Source organism: Streptomyces plumbidurans (assembly GCF_019857225.1).
GTDB classification, from domain to species: domain Bacteria; phylum Actinomycetota; class Actinomycetes; order Streptomycetales; family Streptomycetaceae; genus Streptomyces; species Streptomyces plumbidurans.
On the sequence record NZ_JAFJSY010000134.1, the window covers coordinates 1 to 11,206 of the forward strand.

9 protein-coding genes, 1 pseudogene and 1 riboswitch are annotated in these 11,206 nt (G+C 69.8%); of the genes and pseudogenes, 1 reads left to right on the top strand and 9 read right to left on the bottom strand.

What is annotated here, in order from left to right; genetic code table 11:
* Positions 1–1,527: 1,527 nt before the first annotated feature.
* The 6 genes from JYK17_RS39305 to ctaE all read right to left on the bottom strand — a co-directional run bounded on the left by JYK17_RS39305 (position 1,528) and on the right by ctaE (position 8,643).
* Complete coding sequence (locus tag JYK17_RS39305; RefSeq protein WP_108016131.1) at positions 1,528–2,889, bottom strand: aminotransferase class V-fold PLP-dependent enzyme; 1,362 nt, start codon at positions 2,887–2,889, stop codon at positions 1,528–1,530.
* A gap of 154 nt (positions 2,890–3,043) precedes the next feature.
* A riboswitch (SAM riboswitch) is annotated at positions 3,044–3,160 on the bottom strand.
* A gap of 75 nt (positions 3,161–3,235) precedes the next feature.
* Positions 3,236–4,300, bottom strand: a complete 1,065-nt coding sequence (gene trpD, locus JYK17_RS39310) for an anthranilate phosphoribosyltransferase (protein WP_108016130.1) — start codon at positions 4,298–4,300, stop codon at positions 3,236–3,238.
* A gap of 139 nt (positions 4,301–4,439) precedes the next feature.
* A complete protein-coding gene (qcrB, locus tag JYK17_RS39315; RefSeq protein WP_108016129.1) occupies positions 4,440–6,074 on the bottom strand; it encodes a cytochrome bc1 complex cytochrome b subunit in 1,635 nt (544 codons plus the stop codon).
* A complete protein-coding gene (qcrA, locus tag JYK17_RS39320) occupies positions 6,071–7,138 on the bottom strand; it encodes a cytochrome bc1 complex Rieske iron-sulfur subunit (protein WP_108016128.1) in 1,068 nt (355 codons plus the stop codon). Before qcrA ends, qcrB begins: the two co-directional genes overlap by 4 nt.
* A complete protein-coding gene (gene qcrC / locus JYK17_RS39325) occupies positions 7,135–7,944 on the bottom strand; it encodes a cytochrome bc1 complex diheme cytochrome c subunit (RefSeq protein ID WP_222812265.1) in 810 nt (269 codons plus the stop codon). The genes qcrA and qcrC overlap by 4 nt, the downstream gene beginning before the upstream one ends.
* 78 nt (positions 7,945–8,022) lie before the next feature.
* The gene (ctaE, locus tag JYK17_RS39330) at positions 8,023–8,643 is read right to left on the bottom strand and encodes an aa3-type cytochrome oxidase subunit III (RefSeq protein WP_108016126.1); all 621 of its coding nucleotides are present in this window, start codon (positions 8,641–8,643) and stop codon (positions 8,023–8,025) included.
* A gap of 145 nt (positions 8,644–8,788) precedes the next feature.
* On the opposite strand from ctaE, the gene JYK17_RS39335 reads away from it, so the two are divergent.
* Positions 8,789–9,193, top strand: a complete 405-nt coding sequence (locus JYK17_RS39335) for a response regulator (protein WP_108016125.1) — start codon at positions 8,789–8,791, stop codon at positions 9,191–9,193.
* A gap of 35 nt (positions 9,194–9,228) precedes the next feature.
* Here the strand turns inward: JYK17_RS39335 and JYK17_RS39340 are convergent, their stop codons facing one another.
* The 3 genes and pseudogenes from JYK17_RS39340 to JYK17_RS39350 form a co-directional block, all read right to left on the bottom strand.
* The gene (locus JYK17_RS39340) at positions 9,229–10,491 is read right to left on the bottom strand and encodes a L,D-transpeptidase (RefSeq protein WP_108016124.1); all 1,263 of its coding nucleotides are present in this window, start codon (positions 10,489–10,491) and stop codon (positions 9,229–9,231) included.
* A gap of 131 nt (positions 10,492–10,622) precedes the next feature.
* The gene (locus tag JYK17_RS39345) at positions 10,623–11,021 is read right to left on the bottom strand and encodes a cytochrome c oxidase subunit 4 (RefSeq protein WP_108016123.1); all 399 of its coding nucleotides are present in this window, start codon (positions 11,019–11,021) and stop codon (positions 10,623–10,625) included.
* Positions 11,018–11,206: pseudogene (locus JYK17_RS39350) on the bottom strand (aa3-type cytochrome oxidase subunit I); the annotation flags it as partial. The gene JYK17_RS39345 and the pseudogene JYK17_RS39350, both read right to left, overlap by 4 nt.

The window sequence follows — 11,206 nt, forward strand, 5'->3', positions numbered from 1 at the left end:
GAGGCGGGGGGTGGCTTCGCCGAGGCGGCGCGGTTTGGCTGGGGCGGGATAGGGCGGCTGGGCCGAGGTGGGGGCGATTTCACTGAGGCGGACCGCGGTGGCTGGGCCGAGGAGCGTGGGGGTTCGCCGATGCGGCGCGAACTCGGCCGTGCGTCGCCCGCCGCCCGCCGCGAAGGCAGCGCCACGGAGATCCGCGAGGACAGCCCGCGCCCGGCCGGGCCCCAGGGGGCGGCTGCATTGAGGCGGGGGCGGCTTCACTGAGGCGGCCACGGCGGCCGGGCCGAGAAACGCGAGGGTTCACCGACGCGGCGCGCGCCACACCCGCCGCAAAAGCGCCGCCCGCGCCCGGTGTCCGGGCTCCAGGGGGGCGGCTTCGTTAAGGCGGGGGCGGCTTCACCAGGCGGACCACGGCGGCCGGACCGAGGAGCGCGGGGGTTCGCCGACGCGGCGCGGGCTCGGCCGTGCCTCGCCCGCCGGAAAGGCGCCGCCTAGATCCGCGACTACAGCCAGCGTCCGGCGGCCGGGCTCCAGGGGCGGCTTCGTCGACGCGGCCCGGACCCGCCCACGCGTCGCGAACGCAGCGCCCCGACATCCGCGACAACACCCCGCACGTTCAGCGGCCGGTGCGAGAAAGCCGGGTTCCTCGGCGCGACACCAACCCACCACAAAAGCGGCGCCCCCATCTGCGGCGGAGCCTGCGGGCGTAGGGACTCTCCGTCTGGCGAGACACAGCAGCTCAGCGGTCGGACTGGGCGCGTGGCGCACCGGTGCGGGGCGGCCCCGGCCACACGCCGCACGCCGCACGCCGCACGCCGGGAAAGCTGCGCTTCCGACAGCCGCGACGACACCCCAGCGGCATCCCGACCGGACGGCCAACCCACGCCCTGCGGGCGCAACGCCTCTCCAACCGCCGGGACCTAGCAGCCCACCGACCCGGGGCGGACCCGGCCGCACACCGCACGACGGGAAAGCTGCGCTTCCCACATCCGCGACGACACTCCAGCGGCATCCCGGCCGGACGGCCAACCCACGCCCTGCGGGCGCAACGCCTCTCCAACCGCCGGGACCTAGCAGCCCACCGACCCGGGGCGGACCCGGCCGCACACCGCACGACGGGAAAGCTGCGCTTCCCACATCCGCGACGACACTCCAGCGGCATCCCGGCCGGACGGCCAACCCACGCCCTGCGGGCGCAACGCCTCTCCAACCGCCGGGACCTAGCAGCCCACCGACCCGGGGCGGACCCGGCCACACGCCGCACGCCGGGATCGCGGCGCTTCCGGCAGCCGCGACGCCACCCCAGCCGCCTTCCCGGCCGGACGGCCAACCCACGCCCTGCGGGCGCAACGCCTCTCCAACCGCCGGGACCTAGCAGCCCACCGACCCGGGGCGGACCCGGCCACACGCCGCACGCCGGGATCGCGGCGCTTCCGGCAGCCGCGACGCCACCCCAGCCGCCTTCCCGGCCGGACGGCCAACACACGCCCTGCGGGCGCAACGTGTCTCCAGGCGCCGCCGCGACCTCTCTCAGACCGCCGGCACGCAGCGGCCGTCCTCTGTGCGGTACTGCCACTTTGCGCCGTTGTGGGTGAGGTCCTTGACGGCGGTGAGGAAGCGGTCGATGTGTTCGTCGGGGGTGCCGGCGCCGAAGCTGACTCGGATGGCGTTGAGGGACTTTTCGCCGGGGGCGGCCTCGGGGGCGCCGCATTCGCCCTGGGTCTGGGGGTCGCCGCCCAGGAGGGTGCGCACCAGGGGGTGGGCGCAGAAGAGGCCGTCGCGGACGCCGATGCCGTACTCGGCGGAGAGGGCGGCCGCGAAGTGGGAGCTGTTCCAGCCGTCCACGACGAAGGAGATCACCCCGACGCGGGGGGCGTCGTCGCCGAAGAGGGAGAGGACCTTGACCTGGGGGACCTCGGCCAACCCCGCGCGGACCCGAGCGATCAGTTGCTGCTCGCGGGCCACCAGCGTGTCGAAGCCGGCCTCCGTCAGCGCCTTGCAGGCCGACGCGATGGAGTACGCGCCGATGACGTTCGGGGATCCGGCCTCGTGGCGGGCGGCGCTGTCGTGCCACTCCACGTCCACTCCCCCGTCCTCGCGCCGCGTGACCTTCCGGCTGGCGCCCCCGCCCGCGAGGTACGGCTCGGCCGCGCGCAGCCAGTCGGCGCGGCCCGCCAGCACTCCGGAGCCGAAGGGGGCGTACAGCTTGTGGCCGGAGAAGGCGACCCAGTCGACGTCCAGGTCACGGATCGACACGGGGTGGTGCGGGGCCAGCTGCGCGGCGTCCAGGACGATGCGCGCGCCGTGGGCGTGCGCCACCGCTGCCAGCTCGTGCACCGGCCACAGCTCGCCGGTGACGTTGGAGGCTCCGGTGACGCAGACCAGCGCCGGGCCGTGCGGGTCGCGGCCGGCGAGGGCGCGCTCCAGGGTCGCGACGGCCTGCCGCGGGGTGCGCGGGGCGTCGAGGTAGGTCACGCGGGCGTCCTGCCAGGGCAGCAGGCTCGCGTGGTGCTCGGTCTCGAAGACGAAGACCTCGCAGCCGGCCGGAAGGGCGCGGGCCAGGAGGTTGAGGGAGTCCGTGGTGGACCGGGTGAAGACCAGCTGGTCGTCGGCGCGGCAGTCGAGGAACTCGGCGACCGTCCTGCGGGCGTTCTCGAAGAGGTCCGTCGACAGCTGGGAGAGGTACCCGGCACCGCGGTGGACGCTGCCGTAGTAGGGCGCGTACGCCGCCACGTCGTCCCAGACGCGCTGGAGGGCCGGGGCGCTGGCGGCGTAGTCGAGGGCCGCGTAGGTGACCTCGCCGCCGGTGACGAGCGGGACGGTGACATCTCGTCCCAGAACGTCCAGCGGGGCACAAATGGTCTGGGCGGAGGCAGCGGTGGAGACAGACATGGGGAACTCCCGTGAGAGGCATGCGTGTGCATGCGGAGAGGTGAAAAGGGGGTGTGCGGAGGCGGGGCTCGGCGCCCTATCGCATTCGCTTGCTCACGGAAGACTCCCTCGGTGACCAGGATCCCTGGGCCGTGCTCATTCGCTGAGCGTGAGGGATCCGCGCTTGCCGCAGACCTCGCTGCCTGCGGCCTGGTCTTCACCCGGGGCACCCCGCCACGGACGGAGGGTTGCCGGACAGTCGGCCGGGGCCTCATGACTGTCACTCATGACCTGGACAGGAAAGTACGTGAACCGATCGCGGTCCCGCAACCCGTGTCCGGATGACGGGACCGCGATCGCCTGACCGCTATGCGTTGCTGGCCGCCACCCAGCGCTCCAGCGCCCGCCTGGCCGCACCGGAGTCGATCGACTCCGCGGCCTTCGCCATGCCGGCACCGATCTGCTCGGCCAGCGGCCCGGAGTCCGGGTCGAGCGCCACGAGCGCGGCCGCCGAGTTCAGCAGCACGGCGTCCCGTACGGGACCCTGCTCGCCGTCGAGGAGCCTGCGGGCGACCTCCGCGTTGTACGACGGGTCGCCGCCGCGCAGCGCCTCCACCGGGACCAGCTCGATGCCGACGTCGCGGGGGTCGAAGGACTCCTCGGCGACCTTGCCGTCGCGGACGACCCAGACGTGCGAGGTGGCCGTCGTGGTCAGCTCGTCGAGGCCGTCGTCGCCGCGGAAGACCAGCGAGGAGTTGCCGCGCTCGGCCAGCACGCCCGCGATCATCGGCGCCAGCCGCGGGTCCGCGACGCCGACCGCCTGGGCCTTGACCTTCGCCGGGTTGGTCAGCGGGCCGAGCGCGTTGAACACGGTCCGGATGCCCAACTGGCCGCGGGCGGCGGCGACATGGCGCAGCGCCGGGTGGAACTTCACCGCGAAGCAGAAGGTGATGCCGGCCTCCTCCGCGACCTGTGCCACCCGCTGGGGGGTGAGGTTGAGGTTGACGCCCAGCTTCTCCAGCACGTCCGAGGCACCGGAGGCCGACGAGGCGGCGCGGTTGCCGTGCTTGACGACCTTGGCGCCGGCGCCGGCCACCACGATCGCCGACATCGTGGAGATGTTGACCGTCTTCGCGCCGTCGCCGCCCGTGCCGACGATGTCGACGGTGCGGCCGGACACCTCGATGACGTTGGCGTGCTCGTACATCGCCCGGACCACGCCGGTGATCTCCTCGACGGTCTCGCCCTTGGCCCGCAGGGCGACCACGAAGCCCGCGATCTGGGCGTCCGTCGCCTCGCCGCGCATGATCTGGTCCATCGCCCAGGCGGTCGCGTCGGCGCTCTGGTCACGGCCGTACAGCAGGGCGTTCAGCACCTCGGGCCAGGAGCGGCCCGCCGCGGTGTCGCCTCCAGCGGGGGTCACAGCGCTCATAAGGCCGCTCCTGGTGTCGTAGAAGAGTGGGACTCGCCGCAAGGAGTCCGACCCCCACCCTATCCAGCCGCGGGCATGGCGAAGGCCCCGTCCGAACACCGGACGGGGCCCTTCGCGTGGCGTGGCGACGCCTTGGTGATCAGTGGTGGCCGTGGCCGCTCGTGATCTCCTTGTACTCCTCGACGGTCGGCTTCGAGATCTGGGACTCGTCGCCGAAGTACGCCTCGCTGAGCTTGGCGCGCAGCTTCTGCGAGCCCTTCAGCTTGCGCTCGACGCCGTTGTCGTCGGTCGTGGGACCGATCTCCAGCGGCTTGTACTGCTCGTGCGCCGTGAGGGTGTGCAGCGCGTCCTGGCTGAGCGGCTCGTGGACCTCGATGAACTCACCGTGCGGCAGGCGCTTGATGATGCCCGACTCGCGGCCGTGCAGCACCTTGTCCCGGTCGCGGCGCTGCAGACCCAGGCACATCCGCTTGGTGGCGAGGAACACCAGGACCGGCACCACGAAGAAGCCGACCCGGACGAACCAGGTGATCGAGTTGATCGACAGGTGGAAGTGCGTGGCCCACAGGTCGTTGCCGCCACCGATCATCAGCACGAAGTACCAGGAGACCCACGCGGCACCGAACGCGGTACGCGTCGGGGCGTTGCGCGGACGGTCCAGGATGTGGTGCTCGCGCCGGTCGCCGGTGACCCAGGCCTCGACGAACGGGTAGACCGCGATCGCGACCAGGACCAGCGGGAAGATCACCAGCGGGATGAACACGCCCAGTACGAGCGTGTGGCCCCACAGATTGATCTCCCAGCCCGGCATGACACGGATCAGGCCCTCGGAGAAGCCCATGTACCAGTCGGGCTGGGCGCCCGTGGAGACCATGTCCGGCCGGTAGGGGCCCATGGTCCAGATCGGGTTGATCGAGGCGATCGCCGCGATGGCCGCGATGACACCGAAGACCAGGAAGAAGAAGCCTCCGGCCTTGGCCATGTACACCGGCAGCAGCGGCATGCCCACGACGTTGTTGTTCGTCCGTCCGGGACCCGCGAACTGCGTGTGCTTGTGGTAGAAGACCAGGATCAGGTGGCCGACCAGCAGGCCGAGCATGATGCCCGGCAGCAGCAGGATGTGGATCGAGTAGAAGCGGGCCACGAAGTCGCCGCCCGGGAACTCGCCGCCGAAGAGGAACATCGACAGGTACGTGCCCACGATCGGCACGGACAGGATCGCGCCCTCCATGAAGCGGACACCGGTGCCGGAGAGCAGGTCGTCCGGGAGCGAGTAACCGGTGAAGCCGGTGAACATGCCGAGGACGAGCAGCAGGAAGCCGAACAGCCAGTTGACCTCACGCGGCTTGCGGAACGCGCCCGTGAAGAACACGCGCATCATGTGCACGAACATGCCCGCGAGGAAGATCAGCGCGGCCCAGTGGTGGATCTGCCGGATCAGCAGACCACCGCGCACATCGAAGGAGATGTGCATGGTCGAGTTGAACGCCTCGGACATCATCTGGCCCTGCAGCGGGATGTAGCTGCCGTGGTACTCCACCTCGTTCATCGACGGGTGGAAGAACAGGGTCAGGTACACACCCGTGAGGATGATGATGATGAAGCTGTAGAGGCAGACCTCGCCCAACATGAACGACCAGTGGTCGGGGAAGATCTTGCGCATGTTGGTCTTGGCGAGGGAGTAGATCCCCAGCCGGCCGTCGGCCCAGTCGGCGACGCGCTCGCCGGCGGGCGCTTTGCCCCGCCGCGTGGCGGTGGTGTCGTTGGTGCTCATCCGCGCTCCCAGAAGGCAGGACCGACGGGCTCTTCGAAGTCGCCGAGCGCCTCGAGGTAGCCCTCGTCGTTCACGCCGATGCGCAGCTGCGGCAGGGCGTGACCGGCGGGGCCGAAGATCACTCGGGCACCGTCGGAGAGGTCGAAGGTGGACTGGTGGCAGGGGCACAGCACGTGGTGCGTCTGCTGCTCGTACAGGGAGATCGGGCAGCCCACGTGGGTGCAGATCTTCGAGAAGGCGACGATGCCCTCGTGCGACCACTCGAGTTCGCGCTTGTCCTTGATGTTGTCCGGCTGGAGCCGGACGATCATCAGGGCCGACTTGGCGATCTGAGTCTGGAAGTCCTCGTCCTTCTCCTCCAGGCCCTCGGGCTTGGCGAAGGTGAGCGAGCCGACCGAGACGTCGGAGGCACGCAGCGGCTCGTTGGTGTTCATGTTCACGAGCAGCTTGCCCTTGGACCACAGGGTGTGGCGGAGCTTGGTCCCGGGCAGCGGGCCGAGGTCGCGCAGCAGCATGACGCCGGAGAGCGGGAACAGGGCCATCGCGCCGAACATGGTGTTGCGGATCAGCTTCCGGCGGCCGAGCGCGGACTCCTTGGCGCCCTGCCGGAAGTCGTCCATCACCTTGGCCTTGACCTCGGGCGAGGCCTCCACCGGGTGACGCTCGTCGGCGATCTCCACGTCGGACATCAGGGTGCGGGCCCAGTGGACCGCGCCCGCGCCGATGGCGAACAGCGCCAGCCCCAGGGTCAGACCCAGCGCGAAGTTCAGCGCGTTGATGTGACCGATCGGGAAGACGTAGATCGCCTTGTCGTGCGGGATCGCCACGTAGGAGGCGATGAAGCCGACCGTGGCCAGCATCGACACCGTGAACAGCATGGCCACCACACGCTCGGACCGCCTGGCGGCCCGCTCGTCGATGTCCTGGACGCGGTGCTCGTGGGGCGGCAGACCGGGGTCCGCGAACGGGTTCTTCTCGTCCGCGACGGTCACCGCACCGTGCTCGTCGTGTCCTGCGCCGTGCTCGGCCGGCAGGTTCTCTTCTGGAATGTCTTGGCTACTCATGACTTCTTGGCCTTTGCGGTCCGAGCGGCGACCCAGACGGCGACCGCGATCAGCGCGCCGAGTCCGAAGATCCAGGCGAACAGGCCCTCGGAGACCGGGCCGAGTCCGCCCAGCTCAAGGCCGCCGGGGCTCTCGGTGTCGTCTCCGTTGACCGCGTGGAGGTACGCGATGATGTCCTTCTTGTTCTGGTCCGACAGCGTGGTGTCGGGGAACGCCGGCATGTTCTGCGGGCCGGTCTGCATGGCCTCGTAGATGTGCTTCGGGTCGACGCCCTCGAGGCTCGGCGCGAACTTGCCGTGCGTCAGCGCACCACCCTTGCCGGTGAAGTTGTGGCACTGCGCGCAGTTGGTGCGGAACAGTTCGCCACCGTTGGCGATGTCGGCACCCTCGGGGCCGTACTGCTCCTTCGTCGGCACGGACGGACCGGCGCCGAGGGAGGAGATGTACGCCGCGAGCTGGTCGATCTCGGCCTGCGTGTAGATGACCTTCTTGCGCGGGATCTGCGCGCCCGGCTGCTGGGCGGGCATACGGCCGGTGCCGACCTGGAAGTCGACGGCCGCGCTGCCCACGCCCACGAGGCTCGGACCGTCGGAGGTGCCCTGACCGCCGGTGCCGTGGCAGCTGGCGCAGCCCACGGAGAAGAGCTTCTTGCCCTCGTCGATGGCGAGGGACTGGGCGGTTTCATCGGCCTGCGCCTTGCTCGCAGGCGCGAACGCGGCGTACAGCCCCCCGGTGCATGCCAGCGCGAGGAGTAGGACGACGAGCGCCGCCATCGGATGGCGTCGTCGTGCGGAGAGCTTTTTCACGGATTACCCCGGTGTCAGGATCTTCTGCGTCGATGCTGGTGGGTTGTGCGCCCGCAGGCGCACGCGGGACTGGCCCGGCTACTTGATCAGGTAGATCGTGGCGAAGAGGCCGATCCACACGACATCGACGAAGTGCCAGTAGTAGGACACGACGATGGCCGCGGTCGCCTGCTCGTGAGTGAACCTCTTGGCCGCGTAGGTGCGGCCGAGGACGAACAGGAAGGCGATGAGGCCGCCCGTCACGTGCATGCCGTGGAACCCGGTGGTCAGGTAGAACACCGAACCGTACGGATCGGAGGACAGGGAGAGCCCGTCCTTCTTCACCAGGTCCGTGTACTCGAAGATCTGACCGCCGATGAAGATCGCACCCATGACGAAGGTGACGATGAACCAGCCCCTGAGCTTCTTCACGTCCCCGCGCTCGGCGGCGAAGACGCCGAGCTGGCAGGTCAGGGAGGAGAGCACCAGGACCGTGGTGTTGGTCGCGGAGAATGGAATGTTGAGATGGCCTGCCATCTCCTTCCAGTGATCCGGACCGGTCACCGATCGCAGGGTGAAGTACATCGCGAAGAGGGCCGCGAAGAACATCAGCTCGGAACTCAGCCAGATGATGGTTCCGACGCTGGTGAGGTTCGGCCGGTTGACCGACGGGTGCGCGTGCCCGGTATCTACTGTCGTTGCTGTCGCCACGACCGACATTATGTCGGTCGCTTATCCCGCCCTCACCCCGGGGGGTGCCGTTCGGAGTGTTGCTGCCGTCCGGACCGGTGTTGACGTGGTGTTGAACGGAGTAACATCCGCCGCAACGGGCCTTTCCGTACGACGCTGACGTCTCGGAGGAACAATGCAGCCGACCGCCACGGTGCTGGTCTACAGCGACGACTCCAACACCCGCGAGCAGGTGCGGTTGGCGACCGGGCGCAGGCCCGCTCCCGACGTCCCCGTGGTCGAGTTCGTGGAGTGCGCGACCCCTGCGGCCGTCGTGAAGGAGCTGGACAAGGGCGGCATCGACGTCTGCGTCCTGGACGGCGAGGCCGTGCCCATGGGCGGCATGGGCGTGTGCCGGCAGATCAAGGACGAGGTGTTCAACTGCCCGCCCGTGCTGCTGCTGATCGGCCGCCCGCAGGACGCCTGGCTGGCGACCTGGAGCCGTGCGGACGGCGCTGTCACGCTGCCGGTGGACCCCGTGGAGTTCGCCTCCGCGCTGGCCTCCCTGCTGCGCAAGAAGAGCCTTCAGCAGAGCGCGTAGGGATCCCTGGGGGGCCGCGGCCCCCGCTGTCCGGCTCAGACGCTCTCCGGGCGCAGCCGTGCCTGCTGCGCCCGGCTCGGGGCGTCCGTGCTGCCGGCCACCAGGGCGCTGCCCGTACGCCAGTTCTTCCAGGAGAGGTTCCAGTCCCCGAAGCCGTTGCCGAAGGGCTCCATGGTGTCGCCGTCGGAGTTGATGACCTTCACCACGTCGCCCACGTGCACGGTGTCGAAGAACCATTCGGCGTTGCCGGTGCTCAGGCCGGTGCAGCCGTGGCTGACGTTGGCGTAGCCCTGGGAGCCGACGGACCAGGGTGCCGCGTGGACGTACTCGCCGCTCCAGGTCAGGCGGGTGGCGTAGTACACGGGCAGGTCGTAGGAGTCCGAACTGCCCTCGGCGATGCCGACGGTGGCGCTGCGCATACGTACGAAGTACTCCTTGCCCAGCACCACCTTGACGCCGTTGCGGGTCTCGAAGCCGGGCTTGCCGGTGGTGACGGGGATCTCGTTGATGTCCTCGCCGTTCTTGTAGACCGTCATGGAATGTGACGCGGCGTCGGTGACGGCGATGATGCTGTCGCCGATGGTGAGCTTCAGCGGCTTGCTCTTCGTGCCCCACAGCCGGTCGCCGATCTTGACGCCGTCGAGGTTGCTGTGCACCTGGACGGTGGTGTGGGCGGGCCAGTACTCCCTGGGCCGGTAGTGGAGTTCCTTGTCGTCCACCCAGTGCCAGGCACCCTGCACGGCGGGCACCGTGTCCACCCGCAGCGCCCGTTCCACGACGGCCCGCTGCGCCTTGTCCTTGACGGGCTTGTCCAGTTCGGCGGTGACGGGCTGTCCCACGCCGTACGAGCCGGACTTGGGCCCGAAGGTCACACCGAGGGTCTTCTTGGTGGTGGGCCTGCTGGTGTCGAAGGCGAGGACCTTGAGGCCCGGCGCGCCGTCGTCGTCCTCCGTGCTCACGCGGACCGTGTAGTGGGCGTTTGCGGCGAGCGGAGACGTGCTGTGCCACCTGGTGCCGTCGGCGGAGAGTTCGCCCGTCACATAGCGGCCTGTGGCGTCCGTGGCGGTGACGTCGGTGATGCGGGCGTCGTCGTCCTCGGCGGTGACCTCGAGGGGCTTGTCCGGATCGGCCTTCTTGCCGTCCTTGCCGAGGCCGTGGAAGGAGATCTGGTCCGACGCGTCGAACGGCTTGTCGGTCAGCGGGTCACCGCCGCTGCTGCAAGCGGTACCGCCCGCGCCGAGGGCGATCACCAGCAGCGTGCAGCTGACGACGGTGCGGGTGCGCGGAGAGTGGTTCATGCCTGTCACGCTATGGACGTCCGTCAAGTACGGCGCGCCGGGTAACCCTTACGGGTGACCGTTATTGCGGCAAACGCAGGAGCCCGGACGCTCCTGACGGAGTGTCCGGGCTCCTGCGCGCTCTCTGCGTGCTACTGGGTGCGGTTCTCACCGCGGTAGTACTCGAAGACCCAGCCGTACAGGCCGATCGCGATGATCGGCGCCGAGAAGTACAGCAACCACCAGCCGATCGCGATCGACAGGAAGGCCAGCGCGCCACCGAGGCCGAGGGCGAGCGGCTGCCAGCTGTGCGGGCTGAAGAACCCGACCTCGCCGGCGTCGTCCGCGACGTCCGCCTCCCGGTTGTCCATGGCGCCCGCGTCGACCCGCCGGGCGGTGAAGCCCAGGTAGAAGCCGACCATGATGCTCAGGCCGAACGCCAGGAACAGCGCGGTGGTACCGGCCGGCTCCTTCGACCACACGCCGTAGACCACGGCCATGATCAGGAGGAAGAAGCTCAGCCACATGAACATCTTGCCCTGGATCTTCACTTCCCGGCCTCCTTGCCGCCAGCCAGAGCGTGCTCGTGCGGCGCGTTCTCGAGCTGGTCGAGAGCGGCGATCTCAGGGTGGTGCAGGTCGAACGCCGGGGATTCGCTGCGAATCCGCGGCAGGGTGAGGAAGTTGTGCCGAGGCGGCGGGCAGGAGGTCGCCCACTCCAGGGAGCGGCCGTAGCC